Genomic DNA, 21,739 nt, shown 5'->3' on the forward strand with positions numbered 1-21,739 from the left:
TCACTCCTCGACCTGGGTGCGGAATGGAGCTGGCTGCGCGTAACTATAGCCGCGCGAAACTCCCTCCGCGTAGTACTTTAGTTGTCCCTTGGTAGAATAAACCGGGTATCCACGTCGCAAAAAAGCGTTCTCGACTTTGGCGCGAGGGTGATCGAGATCGTTTTCCGCGGCGGAGCAGACAGCGTAGCCATGCGAATATCCCTCAGTCACAACGCCACCCAGCCAACAGTTTAAGACGCTAGGCGTGACATTTCTTCGACTTCCGTGATGAGGCACCTGCATTAGGTCTGGCTGCGAGAAGCCACGAATAGAGGCATAATCGTACGCTTCTTGCAGTCCAGTCGGCCCGACATCTCCGGTCAAAAGTATTTTCTTTCCATCGAGTACGGTTGCTTGAACCACAGAAGATTCATTCGATGGGCTGGTCGCACCGGGATATTCTTCAAGGGTTTCGTTATACCAGTCTTCACTTACGTGTTTCAGGATCGCGATCTTCGCCCTCTCAATCAACATGTCAAAGGCGTGTAAGGCAGATGCTTTCTTTGACTTTACCTCTGCCGGCGTGTTTGGGAGTGCGACAATTATATCCAAATACCTTGATCGCTCAGGAGCCAGAACAGTGAATGCCCCAATTTCTGCACCTTGCAACGGGCTAGCGACCGAGACGCCGCGTGAGATAGCCAGTTTTTCCAATTCCACAAGTGTTGCGAACTGGTCTTTCAGATGCCTTGTTAGTCCGTCAACCGTCCAGTTGCCGTGAAATCTATGGATGATTTCGGAAGCATACAACCAAGGTCGGTGCATCCACAGAGTACCCACGGAGAAGTTTTCTATTACATGGAACAACCCAGAGACATGATCTGTATCGGGGTGAGTCAAGACAACATGATCGATGAAGTCCGGATTGCCATAGGTGGTTCTAATATGCTCGACTATTTCCGGGCCGGTCTCCGTATACCCGCCATCAATTACATGAATGGTAGCTTGGTTGTATCCGTTGCCGTACCTCACGCAAATTGCGTCGCCGCTTTTTGTGCCACTTCCAACAGGAAGAAAGTCGATTTCGAAAGCCATATTAGTCTCCTTCGAAACAACCTTGAATATTATTAGATGAGTCGCAAGTTACCCAATCTTGATATCTACAACCATCTTTGGCATATGCCTTGATAACTTTAGATTGAAAACAAAAAAGGCCGGGGCGAAACCGCACCGACCTTCCTGTCGCTTGTCATCTTCTGCCAGTACATCCGTGGTCAGTGCGCAAGCTACTTGGCTGTAGGAATGCGCGGAGGCAGCGTTGGTTCCGCCTCCGCATTGATATCACTTACGGTATGACAAGCCGCCCCAAACACGACCTTCATCGCGGTGACGTCCGCCGTGCACGGCGCCAATGTAGGCCGCCGCTGCGGCCACGAGCGAAGATGCCGCAAGAAGGAACGCCGTGAGGATGCCGGTAATACGGGCTTTCTCAGCCGCGTCTGCAGCAGCAGTCTTGGCGTCCTGCATTGTCTTTTCGGCCTGTGCTGTCAGTTCGTCGATCTTCTTCTGAGCTTCATCGACGCGCTGTTGCGCTGCTGTACGAACAGCCTGAACACGTTCCACAGCCTGGTTCACGCGATTCTGCGCATCTGCCTGGGGAATGCCTGTGCGAGCAGCGATCTGGTTAGCCATCCACGCCTTATCGGCGTCGGAAATTTCACCTGTCGAAAGCAGGTTGCTCAGGATGCCGCTTGCTTGGCGCTGAAAGTCACCACTATTTGGATCGGCATTAAGCGCTGGCGTGTCTGTTCGAAGCAGTGTGTCTGTAAAGTAGTCGATCGGATTTGCTTTGAGACCCTGCGGCAGCGACTGCTCGATGCTCGGAGCGGCAGCCTGACCGGCACCCTGCGCGATGCCACCAACAGCATTACCTGCTCCTGACACAACGCCGCCAGCCAACTGACCCACTCCCTGCGCTGCACCGCCTACCGCGGAGCCAGTCGCTTCAACAGCTGTTTGAGCAACACTTCCGACAGCCTTGACGCCGCCAGAAACAAGGCCAAGAGCCAGAAAAGCGGATACGACCGTGCCGATGCCCCACACGACAAGACCGTTAACACCGTCTCGAGTCGTCCGCTCATCACTCGTTGTGGTTTCCGAAGCTGGACGTCGCATGCGGCCAGAGATGTATCCCCCGAGCATATAGGACGCGACCATCGAAACGACCACGAAAAGTCCCGTCACGACGAGCCAAGTGACGCTGATTTCGCCACCGTTGTCAGCCGAAATGGCGTTTAGTCCTAGCCCACCTGCGAACGCTGTGAATACAGCCATGGTACCAGACGCGATAGCCGTTCCAGCAAAAATTGCTGGCCAGTCGACGTAGCTGCGGTTCGGGTTATCGACCAATGAAGATTCTACCATCAACGTAACCCCAGCAGAGAGAGAACAAACAGGACAACTACGACTAGTCCCACGAGATAAATGATCGAGTTCATGAGGGTCTCCTCTAAAGAAATCAGTCCTAATGGCGCAGCTGATCCGAAGCTTATTTGATGCTTCCTGCACGCAAAGGGCTACGCAGCCTAGCCGACTGCGTTTGAGCAGAACCTAAACTCTCATAGGGGAACATCGTTCCGCCTAAAAAATGACCAGCCATTTCCTCTCACGCCGCCCTTACAAACTTGCCCAACTCACGCCGCACCGGGTCACGCTCCTCCTTCTCGATCAACGCGCCTTCCTTCATCAACGCCGTGACGAGGCTAGCCACCTTCTTGCGGTCGGACGCTTCGTCCAAATCCAGCCCCACAGCATAGGCCACAGCGTTGCCGACCCAGTTCTTGGCCTTCGGTGACTTCTTGTAGTCAGACGCGCTCACGGCCGCCTGTATGGCCATGCGCTGGTCATTGGTCAGCTCTCCGGCAACCTCCTCGGCGCTAGGCCACTGCCATTCCGTCACGACCGGCGCGAAGTCCTGCGGCTTTGCTAGCCCTACGCCGTTGCCCAGCGGCACGCCTTCGAGCTTTCGCCAGTCCAACTTGGAAGACAGCGGCGTCAGGTTTGACTTGCCGTAGGTCACGCTGAAGAATCCATGCCTGTCGTTTTGATGAAGGCCAGCCTGATCAGCTTGCTCGATGGACATACGGTTGAGCACACGCACCGAGCGCGCGGCGCCAATCAACGATACCGCACCGCGGGCATCTTCGACCGTTGATTCCCGATCCGCAACCTTGCGGAGGTGATGGACGATATCGATAGCGCTGTTGGTATAGTCGGCGATCTGAGCCCACAGCTTGGCCACCTTGTCGATAGCACCATTGTCGTTCTCGTTGACGCTGTGCGTGGACACGAACGGGTCGACGATCATCACGTCGATCTTGTTACGCTCGATCTGCTCAACTACGGCCTCGACGATCGGCTGCTGGATTCGCGTGCCGGTCTTCTTGTCGTCGACCGCAACGACCAGCTCTTGCTCGCGGCCGCTGTCGAGAAACAGGTGGCCTTCGATGTCCTCCGGCTTCAGCTTGTAGTGAATGCAGGCAGCCATGATGCGCCGCTCCATTTCATCGCGCGGATCCTCGGCGTTGAATACCCACACCCGCAGACGTTTAGGCGGCTTTGTGCCCAAGAGCGCCCTACCCGACGACATGGCGAGGCTCTCCGCAAGCGAAAGGCTGGTCTTGCCCAGCCCGCCCGGAGACACGGTCACTGAGACATACTTGCGGATCAGATGTGTGCCGTAGGCGAACTCACGGCGCGGTAAGGTTTTGGGGTCTATCCACTTGAACGCGGTAGCGACGATCGGGCTTTGCTCTGCGGACTGGGGCTCGTTGTCGTTGGCTGGCTGCGCTGTTTGTTTGTCAGGTGGTGCTGGTTCGCTGACGACATCGGCATCTACTGCGGCTGCTTGATCTCGCGCCCGCCCTTTCTCCAGCCCACGCTGTATCATGCGCGTGATATCCACCAGCCGCGTGTTGTCATGCGCTGGGAAGTCTGGCTCTGGAATGTGTCGCGGGTTCTGTATGCCAGCTTTCAGGCCGTTCTCGATCGTCTTGCAGCAGCGTGACCAGTCCCTGCCCCATCCGCGCGCAACATCCTGCAGTAAGGCGCGCGCCTCAGCTTCGCCCAATGCACCTGCGCCAACAATTGTCCCGATCGAGAAAGCGGCGTCGTTCAGAGCGTTGTTGCGACTGCCCATTGGAGCACCAGCAAGGTCCGCCAGCTCGCGGTCCACGGCTGCATCGACATAGGCGTTGTTGGTAGCAGCAGACAAACTGTACTGGGTGTGTGTAGGCGCTGACTTCGGCAACAGCAGGTCGAGCAACCACGCCGGCGCGTCCGCGATCTCGCGCGTGTCGCCGACCCACCGATAGGACCGCCCGTCGGCCATCACGCTGTCGGCCGCGATAACGTAGCCGCCTTCAGAACGGATATCGACACCAGCGCCCAGAGCGCCGCGGTTACGCGTCCCGACGACGTACTTGAAATACACGTGCATGCCGCCGTTTGGGCTTGTTACGCGCGCTGTGTCGGGCAACGGGCCGTGCTCGGCTTCCATCTCGGTTAGCCAGTCAAAGCCATTTGCGCCGCCCGGCTTGTTGTCGATGTCGAGCGCGAAGAATCCTGTTTTCTCGCCGGTCGGCAAGCCCACGGCCGCGCCTGCCCAATCCGACCACCATCTTTCGATGATGCGATGAAAGCGCGTTGCTGCCTTAAAGCCATTTGGTGTCAAAGGCGTTTTTTCGCCTAGCGTGACGATCTCGCCGGTTGCCTGGTCGACGTGCTCCTCGGCTTGCGATCGGCATGGAAATACCGGCCAGCCTTGGGCGACGTAGTGTTGCGCTAGTTCAAGCGGCGTTTGCAATGGTGGTCTCCTCTTGTGGTGGTGAGGCAGCGCAGATTGGTGGTCGACGCCGTATTTTCTGATTAAATGTCGGCGAAGAACTCCTTCACCACGCTAACTTTCTCGACCATCTCTGTTTTGACGCCGAGCTTCAATTCCTTAAGGATAGCGGTGAGATCCTCGCCGTTGATGAGATCGATTTCAGGCACTCCATCGCGGGTCGCCTCGTCCAGCGCACCCTTGGTGAAAGTACCCGTTGTGATAAAAAGCGCCTTGTCAGTTCTTCCCTGCATAGCTCCCCTAAAATTGCGAAGGTCTCCCGCTCCGACGGTATCTTTGTATCGTTTGCATTGAACCACGACTTTGAAGGTCAGAACGCTGTTCACGGTTACTGTTCCGACTGCATCAATCCCTCCATCACCAGACCTGCCGGTAACGGTCACCTTCGAGAATCCCAATTCGAGCAATAGTCTCTTCGCCAGACGCTCAAATGCAGCTGGGCTCATGCTTTTGATCGTGTCCAACACGTCAGTTTGCCATTCGATCTCGTCGACGGGGAGCGCGACCGGCTGACCAGGTTCGACATCGACTTGTGACGCGTCGCTCCCTTTTGTTGATACACGTTTCTTGTTTGGCGCGACGCTTTCAGCTTCCTCCTTAGAGACGCTTCTTCCAATCAGCGTCAGAACCCAAACACCGCGTTTAGGGTTTTCAAGAATGCCTGCATGCTTCAGCCACGTCTGAACCCACGCTACGCGATACGACACTTCCGACGCTGGTCCGTTTTTGTGGAGCTCCGTCATCACATCTTCTGACAGCCCCATGATTTCCGCTATCTTGTCCAGCAATTGCTGCTTGTCAGCGGAACCGCCAAGCTCCCTGAATGAGACCACGGTAGGCCAGATGAGCTCTCCGTATCCAGGCACTTTTGGCTTAACTTTTAGCATGCGATCACCCCCGATTGGTCCGCCGACGATCGCACGCATTGGTTTCTTAAAAGTTATGCAGCTCGTTTGTGGTTGAGTTCAATTTTATCGTTGTTCGCTGGCATCAGCTTTTGAATTCGCTCACCGAGCCACACGAACTTGGGAACTGCCCAACTGTTGCCGAGCGCCTTGTAGCGCGGACCGTCTGGGCTTGTTGGTTTGCCGCGCCATGGGATGTCGGTGTAGTTGTCTGGGAAGCCCTGAAGACGCTCGCATTCGACGGGCGTGAGGCGCCTAACTAGCCTGATCACATAGGTTTCAACTACTAAGCCGTTTTCGTTCCGGAAACCGGCATGTCTGTCACCGTTGCTGACCATAGCAGGCGTAATTGGGGCACAAGTGATGATGGGCGTGCCCCGGCCCGTTCCATCCTCGCTGGCATCCGCACCTTCGGCTTTAAGCGTGTGAGCAACGTCGCCAGTGACGCTGACTGCCGACGGTACGAACAGAGGAGCGCCAGAATTTATGTGCTGATTTTCAAGACCGAGCTTTTGGCCAAACGCAGCGTTAAGCGTTGACGCAACCTCGGCTGGCCATTCAACAGCAACAACCGGATCCTGCCCGCGAGTGTCCCCAGTCCGCTCTATTCCTCGGCCGCTGCTAACAAGGCTTGGTGCAACTGGGTGGGTAATACTTTTCCCCGCTTCTCGGCTCGGCGGAGTATCCCGGAACAGGCTTTCGGGCTCAAAAAGAACCGCTGCGGGATCTGCCCCGTTTCCAAAATCTGCGACAACGAGCACACGGCGGCGGCGTTGGGCCACTCCGAAAAATTGCCCATCTTTGACAGCCCACGCGGCCCGTCCTTTAGGTCCAGAGACCATACCGTGACGCGCCCACTTGCCTCTTCGCGGTGGTTCGATGGGGGAATCTGCGCCCACAAGTCCGGCGAGGAAGCAACCGAAGGCGTTGTCTTTGGTGCTGAGGACGCCGACGACGTTTTCCCAGACGACGTTCCGAAGTCCATTGTTAGCTGCAAGATCATGCGCAAGCCTCACGAATTCGAGTGACAGGTTCCCTCGCGCGTCGGCGAGAGATTGGCGTAGGCCGGCTACGCTGAATGCCTGGCAAGGCGTGCCACCAGCGAGAATATCGACGCGGCCAAGCGTATTGGTGTTGATCTTGGTGAAGTCGCCGAGGTTCGGCACGTCCGGATAATGGTGCTTGAGCACGGCCGACGGGAACTTCTCGATCTCAGAAAAAGCCACAGCCCTCCACCCGAGCGGATGCCAAGCGACCGAGGCCGCCTCGATCCCGGAGCAAACCGACAGGAAGCGCAGGACGGCGTGGTTGTCATTTGCGTGTTTCACTTTCCCCTCCATCAAAACGGCGCCTCCGACAAAGCCGCCCGCAGCCCCCTGGCACAGCCCTCCCATGCCGCCTTGACCATCATCCGCTGCATGAGCTCGTCAAAGTGCGCAAGCTCCGTCACGCCATGCGACGCGATGTACTCACCGACGGCATCAACGCCCGCATCCAAGGCACGCAGCTCGTAATCATCGAGCCGCTCGATCTTTTTATAATTGTCGATGCCCACGGCGCACCTCCGGCAAATGTAGTGAGGGTCATGTTTTGGATTAGGATTCACGCCGATACCGAAGGCGTGCATTCCGCAGACAAAGCAGGTGGTCGGGTTATGGTCGGCATCGACCGTCGGCGTGTGCTGGCGCCGGCTGGTTGGGAGCTTGGTCATGCTGCCTCCGCGGCAACAGCATGATTGTCGTTGGCGGCAGAGAACAGATCGGCCACCGGCTGATCTTTCGTGCCCAACGACGCGATGTTTTTCACGGCCTGCCGGAAGTAGGAAGGCTTGAGCTCGAAGCCGACACCCTTGCGGCCCATCTCTACAGCAGAGTAAACCTCACTGCCGATCCCAAGGAACGGGGTCAGAACAGTCTCACCAGGTAGGCTCCACAGATCGATACAACGTTCGATCACGTCCAACTGCAAAGGCGAGATATGCTGTTCGTCTTGCTCATCGCGTGCGGATCGGTATTGCAGCGTGCGTGTCTGGCGAATGTCGCTCCAAACGGGGGACGCATAGCGTTGCCAGACGAATACGGAACGCCACTGCTCGAAGCTCCACGGCGTGCGACCATCAGCAATTGTCTCTGCGGCGTGGCGCTCATAAGCCTCGCGGCTGATGTCGAGACTTTCATCCCCCACCCACATATCAAACATGCCGTCGACCGGTTCCTGGTTGTCACCCGGCTTTCGGAACGAGACGATATAGTCGGCAAGCCCCTGCCCGCTGATGCAGCTGTCCTTCGTGATCTGCTTGTGCAGAAGGCGAATGGATTTGGTGCGTTGCTGGGCGACGACAGGGTCTTTCCAGATGCATATTTCGGAATGGAAGATCCAACCGGCGTCCTCATACGCGCGAATGATATCTCCGCGGAAGTCACGCATACCGATGAAGCCGTTGCGTCTCTTGCTTGTTGGCAACTGCATGCAATGAACCGAATGGATTCGCCCCGGCTTCGTTACCCGCAGAAGCTCCTGGATGAGGAAAGCATAATGCTCCCAGAACGTGCCGCCCTCGTTGTTGCTGATGTCGCGGTCAAAGCTCGAAAACTTGTAAAGGCCCTCGAACGGCGGAGAGTGAATGCCGAAATGGACGCTGTCTCCGGGGATCGCGCGGATTAACTCGCAGGAGTCACCTTCGTAGATCGCATATTTGTCGGTGATGACTTGGTTCACGGCGTTGATGACTGCGGTGAGTGCCGCGGTGTTCTGTGCGTTCGTCATTATGCGGCACCTCCTAGCCATGATGGAATTTGCATCGGTATCTTGGGATCGTAGCTGGCCTTTTCACGCGCTTGTGCGTTGATCGCCTGCTTGGTGATGTTGGCAGTGTGGAGCACCATCGCCGCGGCCATGCGGTCGGCGTCAGCCTCTTTTCGCTTCAGGTTGGCAACCACTGCGCCTTCGGTCTCTGCGGCGATAAAATGGGCCGTTACCTCGTTCTGCTGGCCGAAGCGGTAAAAGCGGCGAACTGCCTGATAGATTTGCTCGAAGCTATCGTTGAGGCCGACAAAGCCAGTATCTGCGCAATGCTGCCAGTTCATGCCGAAGCCAGCGATCGACGGTTTGGTCACGAGCACGCGGATCCGGCCTTCGCTGAAGTCGATGAGCTTGCGCTCCTTCACATCTTCCTTGTCTGATCCACGGACCTCGAATGCGCCGGGAATTGCTTTGGTCAGCCCTTCGCTCTCGGCGTTGAGGTTGCACCACCACACGAAAGGCCGGTCTGACGGTGTCATTGCTGCGGCGAAGGCCACGCGATCCTCTACGCTGTCCCTGCGCGCTTTGATGCGCTCTTGGAGCGTTGATGCGCGGCCTCCAACGAGATCGTAGTTCGATACAGGAGCTGCAACAGTGTGATGGATCTGGTGGAGCGCCGGCAGAAGATAGGCGCCATCGTCGTAGCCAAGATCGGAAGGCTTGCGCAGCATGACTGCCCACGATGCCATCCAGCGCCAGAAGTCGTTCTCGGCGTGACCCTTCAACCGCCACTTCTGCGTCTCCCCGCCGTCGTGGGTAAAGAACGTCGCAAGCATATCTGAGTAGGACATGATGCCGAGAAATTCAGCATGGTTGCCAAGCTCCATGAAATCGTTTGGTGCGGGTGTAGCGGTGGCAGCCAGCCGGAACGGTATGTCGTGACACGCATCAACGAGCTCATTGCGATAATGACCTGTCTCGGATTTCAGAATGCTACTCTCGTCGAGGATGACGCCCGAGAACTGCGATAGGTCGAAAGCACCAATCTTCTGATAGTTGGTGACGTTGATGCCTGGGCCAATGTCTGACTGCGATCGCACGTGTCTGGCCGGGATGTCAAACTTCTCGGCTTCACGCACCATCTGCGCCGCAACCGCGAGCGGCGCGAAGTGAAGGATATCCCCTTGTGTCGCCGAATTGACAGCCTGCCCCCACGCAAGCTCCATCAAGCTCTTACCAAGGCCTGTACCAGCGAAGAGCGCCGAGCGGCCACGCTTAAGCGCCCACGTTACGATATCTCGCTGGAATGGGAACAACACAGACGGCAGATCTGGAATCTCGGTCAGACCCGTTGGCGGGTCTAGAATGGCCTTTCTCGCCAAGAACGCAGCATAGGCGTTCGCTTGCGCACTGGGCGCAACGTTCATATTCATTTTGTCTCCTCAGACTGTGGTGTTACCGCCGAAGCGGAAGCCGCGTTGGTGGCGCGGCGGGTGGTGTTACTTCTCCAGTGGCAACGCCGCTGTGACGGATTTCTGATTAACCAGAACTTGCGATAGCGAAGTCGTTACCGCTGGGTAGCTGGTCACGCGCTTGCGGCATTTTAGAAAGTGTGTTTGTTGTAATCTACCCTGACTGGAAGGGGTATTGGGTGAGGCCTGCCGAGCTGGGTGGGACTGCAGGCGGGCCTCCCTTATTAACGTTGCTTTTGACCTACTTGGTCACGCCACCCTCACCGACAGCTGCTCACCCGCCTCACCCATCTTCGCGCCTCGGACCTTCTTGCCAGCCTGCAACGCTTCCTTGATGGCAGTCTTGTCCGGCGACGTCGAAACCCGCACGTAGGCCTTCGGCAAGGCTGCCTCGTCGATGATCTCGACCGATGCAGCCTTCTTGCCGATTGAGATCGTCGCCTCGGCCAGCGGTACGCGCGGCACGCCAGCGGCTTTCAGCAGTTTGAACATCAGGCTGCGCATGGCTTCCTTGCGGCGCTCGGCCCGAGACTTACGAGCTTGCAAGTCAGAGATGCGGCCGGCCACGGCCTTCGCCAGGCTTTCAGCGTCTCGCTCCGAATTGACGATCCGTGTGAGGACGGCGTGGAAGTTCGTCTCCCCTTCAAGCATATCCGCGCGCAGTTCTTCGTCCGCTTCCAGTTCAGGATAAGCGGCGAGCATGTCGGCGAAAAGCGCTTCGAGGTTGGCGACGTCGGCGGCTAGGTAATTATCGTTGGCTGGTTTGGTCATGCGGACACCTTCACGAAATCAACCGATTCCGAATAGTATCCGTTTGAAGTACCGTACCAGCGAATGTCGACGTGACCTTTAATCGTCGCTAGTTTGTAGAAGGTCCAAGTGAACGATTCATCGTATTCACTTGCCTTAGGAAGGTCAGCATTACTTACTTCCTCGGCAATCAAGATTGGATTGCCTACAAGGCCTTCCAAGTCACCCTCGACGTCTTCGATGTACACTGACTCGCAGCAATCCTGCTCGTGGTACATTTTGAATGTCTCGCCTGTATCGGTGACGAAAACTATCTCATCTGTTGATCTTCTGACTTCAGCAAGCGTCTTGCCGACAAGCGTGGAAAGGTCCACGCGGCTATCCCAGTAGCTCATTCTCATCTCCTCAATGTGGTGACGCCATTGGTGTGGCGTGGATTTCAACGCTAAACCGCTTTTACAAATTTGTCAAGGTCAGAACGGGATATCGTCCTCAATTAAGGCCCGCCAATCCTCCGTTTGATTGTCATTCGCCGACGCCTGCCTATTGTCATTCGCAGCCCCGACCACATGCCCCACGACATCCCAGTACTTCTGCCGCGGCTTCACCGTGATCTCTACCGTGTCGCGCAGCTCGGACTGACGCTCGATCCACTCCAGAACTGTCTTGGGGAACGGTCGTGCTCCGCCGTGAGCAAGCCAGTAGCGATCAGCTTTTGACTTAGGAAAGCCCTGATGTTGCGGGCAGATCCATTCGTTGATGGCGGTCATCCCGACCATGTAACTGACCTTCACCGATGGCGGCTTATCAGCCTTGCCTTCGTGATAATAAAAGCTGCGCGACGTGACTGTTCGGGGTTCTGGTTCTGCTGTGGACATGATTGGCGTGTCTGCAGCCGTGGCTGTGATTTTCGGGCTGTCGTCGATGTCGAACTCGTAACCGCAGCACGAGCAGACGCGCGCTGAAGCATGCACTTTCTCACCGCAGCCAAAGCGGCCCTGTTTGTCCTCCACGTCGAATGGGCAGACCTTCACTGGCGCTTCACCGTCGCCTTTGCCGGGAATCTTCGGCTGCACCATGTCGACCGGTCCGTGCTTGTTCACCAACCCCGCAAAGTCGAGCACCAGGCAGGACGGCTTCGGACCGGCCTTGATCGCAGCGATGCGCTCCTCAGGCGTCTCAAGAGGCATGCCGGGGGCGTAGATCACGCGCGTGCCGCGGCCCATCATCTGAACGTACAGCGACACGGACAATGTTGGGCGCAGTGCCGCAATGAGATCGACTCCCTTGTGGTTAAAACCAGTGGTCAGCACTGAGTTGTTGGTCAGCGCGCGGATTTTGTAGGACTTGAAGTCCTCGATGATGCGCCGTCGCTCATCCTTCGGTGTTTCTCCGCTGATCGTCTCGCAGGAGATGCCGCGCGACCGAATCTCATCTCGAACGTGCTCGGCGTGCTCGACGCCAGAGCAGAAGCAAAGCCACGACCTACGGTCCGCGCCTTTCGCCACGATCTCGTCGACGGCAGACCGCGTGACGTCCATCTTGTCAACGGCAGCTTGCATGGCCGACTGCTTGTAATCGCCGCCCTGCTTGCCGACTCCCCTCATGTCGAATGTTGTGGCCGTCGCCTTGGACGACAGCGGCGACAAATAGCCATCGGTCACGCCATCGGCGATTCCGTAGGTGTAGACCACCTGATCGAAGAGCCGATCTTCGCCCTCATCCAGACGGCCGCTGTCCAATCGATACGGCGTGGCGGTTAGGCCAAGGATTTTCATATCCGGATTAATCGCGCGCAAAGCCGCGATGAAGCGACCGTACATCGTGTTGCTGTTAGCGGGGATCAGATGGCACTCGTCGACCATCAGCACGTCGATATGCCCGATAAGGTCAGCTTTGCTGTGCACCGTCTGGATGCCCGCGAAGATGATCTGACTGCGCGCATCGCGCCGGCCGAGGCCAGCGGAGAAAATGCCCGCAGGTGCAAACGTCCAGATACCCAATAGCTCAAGGTAATTTTGCTCGATCAGCTCGGCTACGTGAGTAGCTATAAGGATCCGCATATCGGGCCAGCCTTCGACCAGCCTTTTGATCAGCGACGCCATCAGCAACGACTTGCCGCAGCCAGTCGCTAGATCGACCAGCGGATTGCCTGCGGTAGTTGACCAGTAGTCAAAAACCGCGTTTTCTGCGTCTTCTTGGTAGTGGCGAAGCTGGAGCATAAGAGATTCCGGACCTAATGATGAGCGATTGGATTGCGGGTTTTTCTGCCATGGCAGCAATCATGGCTGCCATATTCGCGTTCTCATCTGCTCGCCAATCGAAGCGGCAGGCAGATGCTGTGCTTGGTGAGGTCGAGCCAGTATTCAGCGCTTATCAGCTACCTGACGACGGCAAGAATTATCGACATCGCGTCGCAGTTGAGATTGTTAACCACCACAGGCTTCCCTTGTATGTGACGAGCATCAAGCTCGAGTACCCTGAGTGGGCTGTAGTTCACCGCGGCGCTGAGGATGCTCGAGATATTGTCGCTGCGCTCTACGATGTGGTCGTCGATAACAAGAGAGAATATGTTTTTGACGTGCCGTTTCGCTTAGCTGGCAGGTTTTCGACTGACACACCCTCAACATCCATCAGCATCTTCAATGTCAATTTCCCTGACCAGTCGAAGCAAGGCGGATTTGTGGTTGGTTTTAAGATTGGATACCGGATGCATGGCTGTAAGAAAATCGAGACTGCTTTCGCGTCGACGGGTTTTGATTTTCTAGGCTAACCCACCTCCACCAACGTCGACACCCTCGCCCGCTCACGCTCGACCAGCTGCCGAACGCGCTCCCGACCCAGACCGTAGTCTCGGCCGATCTCCTCAAGAGTTTCACCCAAGGCGACGCGCAGCGTCATGTCGCCTTCCCTGCCTTTCAGCAGTCCCAAGACAGAGGACAGCTCGGCACTTTCCTGCTGGCTGGATTTTGCGCTTCCTGGCAATTCGCTGAAGGCGGATGTACTCACGACGTTGGCGCTGCGTTTTTGGGTCGTGCGAGCCTTCGCCATCGTCGAGTAGACGCCATAAACCGCCCAGTTCGACCAGGTCTTGAACGTCTCCATGCGGCAGGTGTGAGCGCGGCGCAGGATGTCTGCAACAGCCTCATGTAGCAGCTCCTCGGCGGCATCACTGGTCTTGGCAAGTCGTCTGGCGTAGCGACGCAGGACCGGCAGCTGCTTTTCCAACGCAGCGTCGAATCCGTCTGGTCGCGGGTGATTATCGTTCGCCGCAATGGGTGGCATACTGGTCTCCTTGTGGTGTGGTCAGGCGTTGGTAGCGCCGTCGACGTAAATTGTGCCGTCTGGTCTTCGGTAGGTAATGGTCTCGTTTTCCTCGTCGCAATCGACCTGCTCGTAGCCGACAAGGATGGCCGGGATGTTGAGGTGGGCCGGACATGATTCCTTCTGCTCATCGAAAGAGATGGGCTTGCTAAACCGCGCGCAGGACCAGTGCCCCTGACCTCCCATTTCGGGAGTGCTGTGAAGGCAGGTTCGGCATGTCACGCGTGGCAATTCTTCTCCCCCAGCAAACGGCCGCCTGACGACAGAACAGGCCTCGAAAGTCGTCACGCTTGGTGCAAAGACGCGTTGGCGGCTCATCCGCTGCGATAATGCGATCCAAACGTGCCAGCAGCCTGAAACTGTATTCCAAATCGTACTCGATGCGCTCGGCGTACCGCTCGTTGGTGTTCTTGTTCACCACGAGATACAAACCGCGCGTCAGGCCGAAGGCATGCATCCCTAGTTGAATTTGGGCGAAATGGAGCGGCTTGCTGACCTTGCAGCCCTTAGCGACGATGTCCTTGAACGCCTTGTCGTTCGAACTCTTGAACTCGCAAAGATGCTCAGTCTTTGGCGCTTCAGGGACGCCCATGGCGCGTCCGTCGATTTTGCCGCGCACATGTCCAGACACCAACCGAATTCGATCCTGCTGGCCTGTGACTTCGCAGCCGATCGCCTCTAGGTCGGAGACAAGACGATCCTCCCACATGTCGCCGGTACGGAAGATGCTGATCTTCTTGCCGTCCACTGCCTCCGGCGCTGAGCACCAGCGAAAGATGAACCACAAAGCGCGGTCACACTCCGTCGCCGCCACGCCGACGCTGATGCCCAAGCTATCGTAGTGTTCATTTGTTTGTTCATAAGCACGGTATATGGCGGCCACGGTGGACGACTGGGCGCGCGGGATAGGAGCCATCTACGCTGCCTCCCCATGGTTCTTATGAAAGCCGTAATCGTTTTGGGCATTTCTCCTGGCGGATGCGGCCGCGTCAATGCTATCAAACAAGCCAAGACTTATGACTTTGCCGTCCATTTTTAGCTTGGCGCGCCATTTGCCAGTCTGGCGATGTAGGTGAACGCCGGTAACACCGCTGGTGTTCACTAATGACAAAGACTGATTTCGCATGTTGTCTGCATGCTCTCCATTTCGGAGATTCCATAATCTGTTGTCATCCTTGACGTGGTTCTGATGATCCACCTCGACTGGCACGACGCCGTACATGTAGATGTATGCAAGCCTGTGCGCGAAAAACAGATGCCCATCCACGCCGATCAGCACGTATCCGTCTTTGTCGCGGCAACCTGCAATTTTCCCGGCATACCTTGTATTCCAATTCTTTCTAGCATCAGGCCTCACTCTCCATCTGAATTCACCCGTCATCGGGTTGTAGTGAATAATTTCGCGCAATCTTTCCCTCGTTGGATGAAGCCTCATAATTCCATCTCCTTCGTAAACAGGCAGCGCGCTGGCTTGTCGGGATCCTGCGTGAAGGCCAGGCACCAAGGCATGCCATTACGGCGCACCCACTCATCTGGCTGGCCGCCCCATAAGGCTTGCGCTCGAATTACACAGACGCCAGGGACGTCATTGCCGAACTCGTCTTCCCAGTTTTCACCCGCATCACTGCGGCAGTGGCGGCACCAGCTGCGCTCGAAATCTGCGCCCTCGGTGGAGTTGGCGGGCCTCCATAGCCCGCCGTTCTGGTTCTCGGCGCTCATCAGACACGCATAGGCATGCAAACAAGCGTCAGCCCCTCGAAGCCATCAGACGTGAACAGCCCCGGCATTCCGCTGTCCTGCAGGGCCATCTTGACCGGCCCAGATGGCAGAACACTCAGCACGTCGCGGACGTAGGCGGCGTTGAAACCGATATCCATCGGCTCACCACTGTACTCGGCCTCGACTTCGTCATTCGCCGACGCCTCGCCAGCGGCCACAGCAAGCGCGATACTGCCAGGCGCAATGCTGAACTTCACGGCGCGCCCACGTTCAGACGACACCGTTGAAACGCGATCGGACGCCTTCATCAGCGCATCCCGGTCGACCGTCACAACGCGTTCATTGCTCTTCGGGATAACGCGCTCGTAGTCAGGAAACGTGCCATCGATAAGTTTCGAAGTGATGCGCACGTCATCCGACACGATACGGATCTTTTGCTGGCTGACCGACACCTGCACCTTGCCCTTTGGCAGCAGGCTGACCGTCTTGCGCGGTACGATGATGCCTGCGAAGGTTGGCAGTTCTGGACCAAAGTTGCGGGCGAGACGGTGGCCGTCGGTTGCGACAGCTTCTGACCTGCACCCCTTGAAGAACACGCCGTTCAAATAATAGCGCGTTTCCTCCGTCGAAATCGCAAACGATACCGGCGCGAACAGCGCGGCAAGATCGATCTCGAATTCAGCGTCAAACTTGTCGTCGCCGAGCGTTGGAAAGTCTTCTGCAGACAGAGTTGCAAGCGAAAACCGCGAGCGCCCGGATTTCACCAGCAGCTTGTCGCCATTGAGTTCCATGGTGATGTCGCCGGTTGCCTTCCGCGCGATGTCGTTCAGCAGCTTGGCGTCAACACAGATATTGCCTGGCTTACTGACCTCAGCCGGCACTCCTGCGGTGGCGATGATGTCGAGATCGGTCGCCGTGATGGCGAGGCCGTCACCAGTTGCGGCAAGCTGCACACTGGACAGGATGGGAATGGTGGATCTGCTTTCGACGACCTTCGTCGTGGCGGCAAGCGCACGTGTCAGGTCTTCCTTGTGGATGACAAGGTGCATGGGTGTCTCCTCTGGTCGCGGGTTGGCCCGCGGTAATGAGTGGTGGTGCCTGCCGTGGTGAGCGGCAGGCAGGTGGTTTTAGGCGGTTGCGCCGTTGAAAAACTCGGTGGTGCGGAAGTGATCAACGCAAAATGTTTTTGGCGGAACGTCGGTCAACCAATCCGCGACAGCCTTTTCTATCGCGCGCTCCAGCGACGAGGTGTCGCCCCACGCGCCTTCATCACCATCGTCGCCCCAGCATTCAGGGTTGTTTTCGGCCAGCTCTTCTATGATTTCAGAAGCGATATTGTCCGCGTTGAAATTTGGCTTCACGACTGACTTATCAGCTTCAATCAGAACGAACGGATCGTCGCCGTATTCTGATTTTGCCTGCGCCAGCGCATCTTCGCGCGTGTCGCTTTGGCTTGTGAAGATTTCAGCGTCGACGCTACCTGCGACATACCATTTGTAATTCTTGTCACCCATGTCAGTTCGCCCCCAACTGAGTATCGATAACCTTGACGATGTCGCCGACGGTGAAGCTGGCCTCAATCTGTTCGTCGCTGACTTCGATCTCGAAATCATTCTCGATTTCAATCGCGAGCTCGACCTCATCGAGGCTGTCGAGATTGAGATCAGCGTAGATGCTGGCCTCCGGTGTGATTCGATCCGCATCGACGCCGAAGTTTTCGACGATGATGCCTTTCAGTTTTTCGAAAGTGGTCATGCAAATCTCCTCTTGTGATGAAGTAGCGGGCCGCTGGTAACGGCCCGTAGTGGTGTGCTTACTTGCCGCCCCAAGGCCGGCGTGTCGTACCGGCAGCCGCAGCGGCAGGCTTGTTGTCGTTGCTGGCGGCAGTGCGGCGGTTGTCGTTGGCTGCGGCTGGCGCAGCTTCGACCTTTGGTTCAGGCAGGTTGCCCTCGTCAGGGTAGTAATATTTCTTCAGCTCGTTGCGAGCCGCGTACTTCGGAGTTCCGTCGGCATTCTTGTCCTTGCTGTCCTTGCCCATGCCGATGCGGGCGAAAAACGAGATAAAGTGCAACTCGTCGGAATCTTCTGGCGCTTCGGTAAGGCCGAGCGAGCGCAGAAGGCAGGCAAACTGGCGCTGGCCGATTTCCTGAACCTGCGGATTCGGGTGCTGCAGATTGTAGTTGTTGAAGATCTTGCGGCCCTTCAACTCTTCCGGCGCGAGCACGTCGATCGACACACTTAGGTTGATCGCGTGATCGCGGGTGCCTTCATTCTTCTCCTTGATTTCGGACCCGCTGATTTCCAGCTGATAGTCGCCGTTCGGAAGGTTCGTGAAATCGCGCTGCTGGGTGTTCTCTTCGGTTGCTTCAACTCTGATGCCAATCTTGGCCATGCGTTGTCTCCTTGTGGTGTGGTGTGGTGGTTAGCGAAGGTAATAGCGGAAAGGCCCGCTACCGAACTGCGTCGACGCTTGGTCGCGCCAGACATGAGTGAGCCAGACCCAAATCAGCTGGCCCGAGCGCGTGCGTGCTTTGACTGGGTGCCACGCAAACCACGATTCGCCGCGAAACATGGTCAAAAGAAACCTCCCGCATACAATAGGACAGCGCCGATGCCCGTGCCGATCAAGGTTTGCCAAACACTGTATGACCCACGGCTCTCACCGTGCTTTACTGCGCTAATTGCTACGCCTGCAGCGGCTAGAGCGATCCAAGTGATCTGAGGCCAGTTCATGCCGCCACCTCTTCTTCATCGGGATCGTCGGCAACCTGAGCGGTGACGACATCCGGCTGCGGAGGGAAGTACGCGTTCAGCGCCGCAAAGCCCTGTCCCTGCTTGTATTCGAGAATGGGCTTGGCAATCTGGTACCGGTTGCCAGCGATGAAGCCAGGTCGCTCCTGCACGGCGATATTGACCTCGCCTCCGCCCTGCCCTCGCTTTGCAGTCTTCTTGAAACCAAGGTCTTCCTTGGCGATCGACACGCGCTGATGTAGGAAGCCGATAAGGTCCGAGGCATCGCAGATCGCGCTACCCGCGTCATCGCGCAGGTTGAGCATGTAGCGAGGGTAGCTGTCGGTCGTCACGCCCGGTACCGTTTTTGCCTTCACGTGCGAGATGAGTACGACGTAGTATCCGGCCTTTTTCAGCTTAAGCAAAAGCTTGATAAATTCCAGCCAGACCGAGTGGGCTGCCGCGTACCCCTTGCCGAATCCTGGCTCTTCGATGTCGGCCCAACCGTTTCTGGCGCAGGCCTCGGCATTGACGAAGACCTCCATGCCATCAAGGGCATCGAGAACGAACGTGCGCCGATCGTGTTCGGCCTCCAGGATGTAGGTGATTTGGTCGACGACATCTTCGTAGTTCTCGGAAACGCCGAAAGACTTCATCGGTGTGCCAGCGCTCTGTCTTTCGCCTTCGCCGGTGCGGCAATAGTAAGGAGCCGGCCATTCAGAAGCCAAGGTCGTCTTTCCCAACTTGGCACCGCCGTACAGAGTGGTGATTGGCGGGTCGGTGTCTGAAGTGTCCTTCAGTTCATCCCATTTGATAGCCATAAGGCCTCCTCAGTGGTGTGTGGTGAAAACAATGGCTGCGATGTAGGCAGCGGCTGCAAAAACGATCAGCCACTGCCAGTTTGCGATCAGCGAGCGTAGAGGAGGCAAAACAGCCACCAGAATGCGCCAAGGACAGCGATAGCCACGATCGCCAACGGGAGCAGCATGATGAGGCCAATGGCCACTACCGCTGTGATGCCTGCGAGTGCACCGCGCTTCAGGCCGCGAAGGACGTACTTGCGCGGCGTTGGTGTGACCGGCGCGTAGTCGATAGGTGGCGTGGTGGATTCTGTGTACCAGGGTGAGGTCATCAGAACGCCCCCAGCCAGACGCCGAAGCCGTGGATGATGCCGACGGGTGCGACGATGCAGCCGAAGGCCAGCAGGATCCACGCGCTTGCCTGAATGCAGACGTAGACGTGCGTGACCCATGCAGCGACGGCTGCAAGACCAGCGCCAATCGGGATCAAGGCAAGAAGGGTGGCGATGAAGATTGCGGAAGCATCCCTCATGAAAGTCTCCTCAATGTGTGGTGAATTACGGCTGGTTGGTTGCCAGCCGCTTTGGTGGTCAGGCTGCGTCGAGGAAGTGCTCGACTGCATCCTTGGCAGGCTTCAGGCCCATGCCGGTGATGCTGCGCAACTCCTTTATCGCGTCGATCTTAAGGCCCAGCGCCGCAAGGTTCTGCCACTTGTGAGCATAGACCGGTGCGGATTCCTCATGCGTCGTCGTCAGCGTGAACACGCCGAATTGCTTGCCTTTGTATTTCGCCGCAAGGCGCTTGGCTTCCTTCTCGGCCGCGCCGGTGGACGCATGAACGTGCGGCGTGGATGATGGCTTGGGCTGGCCGTTTTCGATCAGGGCGACGATGGTGGTGGTGGTGGTGGGTGGTGTGACGAGCTCGAAGTCGTCGAAAGGCCAGTTTCCTGTCGTACCGCTGGGCTTGCCATCCTCAAGCCATTCAATTGTGAAGCGGTCAGTCGATATGTTTCGTACGATGGCCGTATAGCCCTCGGACGATTCGGTATCGATCACCCGATCACCAACCTTGAACTTCGGCTGCGCGTTCTCGTTGCTGGCTTTCGCCTTGGCGGCAGGCTCTTCGATCCATTCCGCGATTAGCGCGGGACTATCTTTAGCCATGCTATATTTTGGCTGACCGTCACTCAGCCACAAGCCCGTGCTAAATTCACCCTCACTGGCCCATCCACCCAAGCGCCAAACACGCATCGGCCCGACCTTCCGGCCATCGCGCGTCTTGTAGAACTTGCCGGCCTCGATCTTGAGGGGGGCGGGCTGTTCTGCGGTGTTGGTGGCGATGAGGACTGGTTCGAGTTCTGAGGTGAAAAAGGACCAGTCCTCGCCGCCTATGTCCACGCCGTAGCATGTCGTGTGATAGTGTTCAGAGATAACGCCAGTCGCGCCTGGTTGCAGGCTTTTTCTTTCGTAGTTTGAGATCACCACTTTGACCCGCTCGCCGACGCGCGGCTGCCAGGGCTCGAAGCGATTCAGCAGCATCCCGTGTGGATCTTCATCAACGACTACGTAGACGTATCTTCCGCTGACTTCGTCTACTTTGTAAACGCCATCAAGTTTGACGACTGATGTATCACTTTCATCAATGCAACGAACGAAATCACCTTTCTTGAACTCACCCATTACGCTACTCCCTCTGTTGGTGTTTCGGCGGTCAGAACCTGCCCCTTGTTGAAGTCCACACGCACGACGTTGGTCTCGTCGTCTTCCTTCGCTGGTGGCTCGGATCCGCCGCTAGCGACTTGACGAAGCTCCCATTCGTGGAAGTTCATGACGGCAAGCGTCGGAGACGTGCGGATTGAGCGGATCGAACCAGCCTCCGCGATAACAATGCCGAAGACATTGGTGTTCATCTTGTGCTCGACGATGTCGCCGATACCGATGTAATCACAGCACTCGCAGCTCATGCCGCCACCCCACGCAACGCATAGTCATTGATCGCCATCCCGGCCTGCAGGTCGGCATCGTTGTCGTTGGCCGCAGAGACGACGCGAGGCAGAGAAACTGGCATGAGGCCAGACAGCGTGGAGCAACCGCCGTTGCGGGCTGCCATATGTGTCGTGCGATTCGAGTTGTTGTCGTTGGCCGGTCCTGGCAATCTTGCGGACCGGCCATACGCACGGCGAAGGCGCTGGTATGCAGCCATTGGCTTTACATTGTATCTGGCGGCGATATCTGCGACGCTTTCGCCGTTCTCACGGCGCACGTGCATATCCGCCAGCATGGTGCTGGTGATCATTGTCATGTAGTCTCCTCGTGTGGTGTCTTCTGGGTGGTGACCGGCTTGCGGTTGACAAGGCGGCTGGATTGTGAAACTAAACTCTTTTTACAAATTTGTCAAGGTTTTGTCCGTTGTGAG

Annotated in this window: 26 protein-coding genes; 1 reads left to right on the forward strand and 25 read right to left on the reverse strand. The window is 57.0% G+C overall.

Annotated elements, in window-relative coordinates:
• The 11 genes from QRN55_RS13665 to QRN55_RS13715 form a co-directional block, all read right to left on the reverse strand.
• Positions 1 to 1,074: a ComEC/Rec2 family competence protein gene (locus QRN55_RS13665; RefSeq protein ID WP_284777088.1), complete on the reverse strand. Its 1,074-nt coding sequence runs from the start codon at positions 1,072 to 1,074 to the stop codon at positions 1 to 3.
• A gap of 246 nt (positions 1,075 to 1,320) precedes the next feature.
• Positions 1,321 to 2,403 carry an ATP synthase subunit B family protein gene (locus QRN55_RS13670; RefSeq protein WP_284777089.1) on the reverse strand — a complete coding sequence of 361 codons (1,083 nt, stop codon included), beginning with the start codon at positions 2,401 to 2,403 and terminating at the stop codon, positions 1,321 to 1,323.
• Positions 2,404 to 2,644: 241 nt separating this feature from the next.
• The gene (locus QRN55_RS13675; RefSeq protein ID WP_284777090.1) at positions 2,645 to 4,843 is read right to left on the reverse strand and encodes a bifunctional DNA primase/polymerase; all 2,199 of its coding nucleotides are present in this window, start codon (positions 4,841 to 4,843) and stop codon (positions 2,645 to 2,647) included.
• Positions 4,844 to 4,905: 62 nt separating this feature from the next.
• A complete protein-coding gene (locus QRN55_RS13680; protein ID WP_284777091.1) occupies positions 4,906 to 5,769 on the reverse strand; it encodes a restriction endonuclease in 864 nt (287 codons plus the stop codon).
• Between the two features lie 53 nt (positions 5,770 to 5,822).
• A complete protein-coding gene (locus QRN55_RS13685) occupies positions 5,823 to 7,115 on the reverse strand; it encodes a DNA cytosine methyltransferase (RefSeq protein WP_284777092.1) in 1,293 nt (430 codons plus the stop codon).
• An 11-nt stretch (positions 7,116 to 7,126) separates the two neighbouring features.
• Positions 7,127 to 7,498: a DUF6511 domain-containing protein gene (locus QRN55_RS13690; protein ID WP_284777093.1), complete on the reverse strand. Its 372-nt coding sequence runs from the start codon at positions 7,496 to 7,498 to the stop codon at positions 7,127 to 7,129.
• On the reverse strand, positions 7,495 to 8,553 hold the full coding sequence (locus QRN55_RS13695) for a DNA-methyltransferase (protein WP_284777094.1): 1,059 nt from the start codon (positions 8,551 to 8,553) through the stop codon (positions 7,495 to 7,497). The genes QRN55_RS13690 and QRN55_RS13695 overlap by 4 nt, the downstream gene beginning before the upstream one ends.
• A complete protein-coding gene (locus QRN55_RS13700; RefSeq protein WP_284777095.1) occupies positions 8,553 to 9,962 on the reverse strand; it encodes a DEAD/DEAH box helicase family protein in 1,410 nt (469 codons plus the stop codon). Before QRN55_RS13700 ends, QRN55_RS13695 begins: the two co-directional genes overlap by 1 nt.
• A 288-nt stretch (positions 9,963 to 10,250) precedes the next feature.
• Positions 10,251 to 10,772 carry a siphovirus Gp157 family protein gene (locus QRN55_RS13705; protein ID WP_284777096.1) on the reverse strand — a complete coding sequence of 174 codons (522 nt, stop codon included), beginning with the start codon at positions 10,770 to 10,772 and terminating at the stop codon, positions 10,251 to 10,253.
• A complete protein-coding gene (locus tag QRN55_RS13710; protein ID WP_284777097.1) occupies positions 10,769 to 11,146 on the reverse strand; it encodes a DUF7448 domain-containing protein in 378 nt (125 codons plus the stop codon). The genes QRN55_RS13705 and QRN55_RS13710 overlap by 4 nt, the downstream gene beginning before the upstream one ends.
• Before the next feature lie 78 nt (positions 11,147 to 11,224).
• A complete protein-coding gene (locus QRN55_RS13715; RefSeq protein ID WP_284777098.1) occupies positions 11,225 to 12,973 on the reverse strand; it encodes a DEAD/DEAH box helicase in 1,749 nt (582 codons plus the stop codon).
• A 20-nt stretch (positions 12,974 to 12,993) separates the two neighbouring features.
• On the opposite strand from QRN55_RS13715, the gene QRN55_RS13720 reads away from it, so the two are divergent.
• Positions 12,994 to 13,524, forward strand: coding sequence for a hypothetical protein (locus QRN55_RS13720; protein WP_284777099.1), 531 nt, complete (start codon positions 12,994 to 12,996; stop codon positions 13,522 to 13,524).
• On the opposite strand, the gene QRN55_RS13725 is transcribed toward QRN55_RS13720, so the two are convergent.
• From QRN55_RS13725 to QRN55_RS13790, 14 genes are all read right to left on the reverse strand, one after another.
• Positions 13,521 to 14,036 (reverse strand): sigma-70 family RNA polymerase sigma factor, encoded by a 516-nt coding sequence (locus QRN55_RS13725; RefSeq protein WP_284777100.1) that lies wholly within the window; start codon positions 14,034 to 14,036, stop codon positions 13,521 to 13,523. The genes QRN55_RS13720 and QRN55_RS13725 overlap by 4 nt on opposite strands.
• 187 nt (positions 14,037 to 14,223) lie before the next feature.
• Positions 14,224 to 14,991 carry an oxidoreductase gene (locus QRN55_RS13730; RefSeq protein ID WP_284777101.1) on the reverse strand — a complete coding sequence of 256 codons (768 nt, stop codon included), beginning with the start codon at positions 14,989 to 14,991 and terminating at the stop codon, positions 14,224 to 14,226.
• The gene (locus QRN55_RS13735) at positions 14,992 to 15,483 is read right to left on the reverse strand and encodes an HNH endonuclease (protein WP_284777102.1); all 492 of its coding nucleotides are present in this window, start codon (positions 15,481 to 15,483) and stop codon (positions 14,992 to 14,994) included.
• Positions 15,484 to 15,506: 23 nt separating this feature from the next.
• A complete protein-coding gene (locus QRN55_RS13740) occupies positions 15,507 to 15,794 on the reverse strand; it encodes a hypothetical protein (protein WP_284777103.1) in 288 nt (95 codons plus the stop codon).
• Positions 15,794 to 16,843 (reverse strand): DNA polymerase III subunit beta, encoded by a 1,050-nt coding sequence (gene dnaN / locus QRN55_RS13745; RefSeq protein ID WP_284777104.1) that lies wholly within the window; start codon positions 16,841 to 16,843, stop codon positions 15,794 to 15,796. The genes QRN55_RS13740 and dnaN overlap by 1 nt, the downstream gene beginning before the upstream one ends.
• 78 nt (positions 16,844 to 16,921) lie before the next feature.
• Positions 16,922 to 17,308: a hypothetical protein gene (locus QRN55_RS13750; protein WP_284777105.1), complete on the reverse strand. Its 387-nt coding sequence runs from the start codon at positions 17,306 to 17,308 to the stop codon at positions 16,922 to 16,924.
• A 1-nt stretch (position 17,309) separates the two neighbouring features.
• Complete coding sequence (locus QRN55_RS13755) at positions 17,310 to 17,549, reverse strand: acyl carrier protein (protein ID WP_284777106.1); 240 nt, start codon at positions 17,547 to 17,549, stop codon at positions 17,310 to 17,312.
• 58 nt (positions 17,550 to 17,607) lie between these two features.
• A complete protein-coding gene (locus tag QRN55_RS13760; protein WP_284777107.1) occupies positions 17,608 to 18,186 on the reverse strand; it encodes a DUF669 domain-containing protein in 579 nt (192 codons plus the stop codon).
• A 337-nt stretch (positions 18,187 to 18,523) separates the two neighbouring features.
• A complete protein-coding gene (locus QRN55_RS13765) occupies positions 18,524 to 19,345 on the reverse strand; it encodes an AAA family ATPase (RefSeq protein ID WP_284777108.1) in 822 nt (273 codons plus the stop codon).
• Between the two features lie 86 nt (positions 19,346 to 19,431).
• Positions 19,432 to 19,656 carry a DUF4349 domain-containing protein gene (locus tag QRN55_RS13770; protein ID WP_284777109.1) on the reverse strand — a complete coding sequence of 75 codons (225 nt, stop codon included), beginning with the start codon at positions 19,654 to 19,656 and terminating at the stop codon, positions 19,432 to 19,434.
• Positions 19,656 to 19,856, reverse strand: coding sequence for a hypothetical protein (locus QRN55_RS13775; protein ID WP_284777110.1), 201 nt, complete (start codon positions 19,854 to 19,856; stop codon positions 19,656 to 19,658). The genes QRN55_RS13770 and QRN55_RS13775 overlap by 1 nt, the downstream gene beginning before the upstream one ends.
• A gap of 58 nt (positions 19,857 to 19,914) precedes the next feature.
• The gene (locus tag QRN55_RS13780; protein WP_284777111.1) at positions 19,915 to 21,003 is read right to left on the reverse strand and encodes a ribosomal protein L7/L12; all 1,089 of its coding nucleotides are present in this window, start codon (positions 21,001 to 21,003) and stop codon (positions 19,915 to 19,917) included.
• On the reverse strand, positions 21,003 to 21,287 hold the full coding sequence (locus tag QRN55_RS13785; protein ID WP_284777112.1) for a hypothetical protein: 285 nt from the start codon (positions 21,285 to 21,287) through the stop codon (positions 21,003 to 21,005). Before QRN55_RS13785 ends, QRN55_RS13780 begins: the two co-directional genes overlap by 1 nt.
• Positions 21,284 to 21,625, reverse strand: a complete 342-nt coding sequence (locus QRN55_RS13790; RefSeq protein ID WP_284777113.1) for a hypothetical protein — start codon at positions 21,623 to 21,625, stop codon at positions 21,284 to 21,286. The genes QRN55_RS13785 and QRN55_RS13790 overlap by 4 nt, the downstream gene beginning before the upstream one ends.
• Positions 21,626 to 21,739: the final 114 nt, after the last annotated feature.

Origin of the sequence: Agrobacterium sp. lyk4-40-TYG-31 (genome assembly GCF_030209855.1) — a bacterium.
Taxonomy (GTDB): Bacteria; Pseudomonadota; Alphaproteobacteria; order Rhizobiales; family Rhizobiaceae; genus Agrobacterium; species Agrobacterium vaccinii.

Bases quoted from the DNA above. Each gene is read 5' to 3' on its own strand.
- QRN55_RS13765 (WP_284777108.1), bottom strand. From the start codon at position 19,345: ATGGCTATCAAATGGGATGAACTGAAGGACACTTCAGACACCGACCCG.
- dnaN (WP_284777104.1), bottom strand. From the start codon at position 16,843: ATGCACCTTGTCATCCACAAGGAAGACCTGACACGTGCGCTTGCCGCC.
- QRN55_RS13710 (WP_284777097.1), bottom strand. From the start codon at position 11,146: ATGAGCTACTGGGATAGCCGCGTGGACCTTTCCACGCTTGTCGGCAAG.
- QRN55_RS13750 (WP_284777105.1), bottom strand. From the start codon at position 17,308: ATGGGTGACAAGAATTACAAATGGTATGTCGCAGGTAGCGTCGACGCT.
- QRN55_RS13780 (WP_284777111.1), bottom strand. From the start codon at position 21,003: ATGGGTGAGTTCAAGAAAGGTGATTTCGTTCGTTGCATTGATGAAAGT.
- QRN55_RS13730 (WP_284777101.1), bottom strand. From the start codon at position 14,991: ATGGCTCCTATCCCGCGCGCCCAGTCGTCCACCGTGGCCGCCATATAC.
- QRN55_RS13665 (WP_284777088.1), bottom strand. From the start codon at position 1,074: ATGGCTTTCGAAATCGACTTTCTTCCTGTTGGAAGTGGCACAAAAAGC.
- QRN55_RS13740 (WP_284777103.1), bottom strand. From the start codon at position 15,794: ATGAGCGCCGAGAACCAGAACGGCGGGCTATGGAGGCCCGCCAACTCC.
- QRN55_RS13695 (WP_284777094.1), bottom strand. From the start codon at position 8,553: ATGACGAACGCACAGAACACCGCGGCACTCACCGCAGTCATCAACGCC.
- QRN55_RS13755 (WP_284777106.1), bottom strand. From the start codon at position 17,549: ATGACCACTTTCGAAAAACTGAAAGGCATCATCGTCGAAAACTTCGGC.
- QRN55_RS13785 (WP_284777112.1), bottom strand. From the start codon at position 21,287: ATGAGCTGCGAGTGCTGTGATTACATCGGTATCGGCGACATCGTCGAG.
- QRN55_RS13770 (WP_284777109.1), bottom strand. From the start codon at position 19,656: ATGACCTCACCCTGGTACACAGAATCCACCACGCCACCTATCGACTAC.
- QRN55_RS13725 (WP_284777100.1), bottom strand. From the start codon at position 14,036: ATGCCACCCATTGCGGCGAACGATAATCACCCGCGACCAGACGGATTC.
- QRN55_RS13680 (WP_284777091.1), bottom strand. From the start codon at position 5,769: ATGCTAAAAGTTAAGCCAAAAGTGCCTGGATACGGAGAGCTCATCTGG.
- QRN55_RS13670 (WP_284777089.1), bottom strand. From the start codon at position 2,403: ATGGTAGAATCTTCATTGGTCGATAACCCGAACCGCAGCTACGTCGAC.
- QRN55_RS13690 (WP_284777093.1), bottom strand. From the start codon at position 7,498: ATGACCAAGCTCCCAACCAGCCGGCGCCAGCACACGCCGACGGTCGAT.
- QRN55_RS13705 (WP_284777096.1), bottom strand. From the start codon at position 10,772: ATGACCAAACCAGCCAACGATAATTACCTAGCCGCCGACGTCGCCAAC.
- QRN55_RS13790 (WP_284777113.1), bottom strand. From the start codon at position 21,625: ATGACAATGATCACCAGCACCATGCTGGCGGATATGCACGTGCGCCGT.
- QRN55_RS13760 (WP_284777107.1), bottom strand. From the start codon at position 18,186: ATGGCCAAGATTGGCATCAGAGTTGAAGCAACCGAAGAGAACACCCAG.
- QRN55_RS13775 (WP_284777110.1), bottom strand. From the start codon at position 19,856: ATGAGGGATGCTTCCGCAATCTTCATCGCCACCCTTCTTGCCTTGATC.
- QRN55_RS13715 (WP_284777098.1), bottom strand. From the start codon at position 12,973: ATGCTCCAGCTTCGCCACTACCAAGAAGACGCAGAAAACGCGGTTTTT.
- QRN55_RS13700 (WP_284777095.1), bottom strand. From the start codon at position 9,962: ATGAATATGAACGTTGCGCCCAGTGCGCAAGCGAACGCCTATGCTGCG.
- QRN55_RS13720 (WP_284777099.1), top strand. From the start codon at position 12,994: ATGAGCGATTGGATTGCGGGTTTTTCTGCCATGGCAGCAATCATGGCT.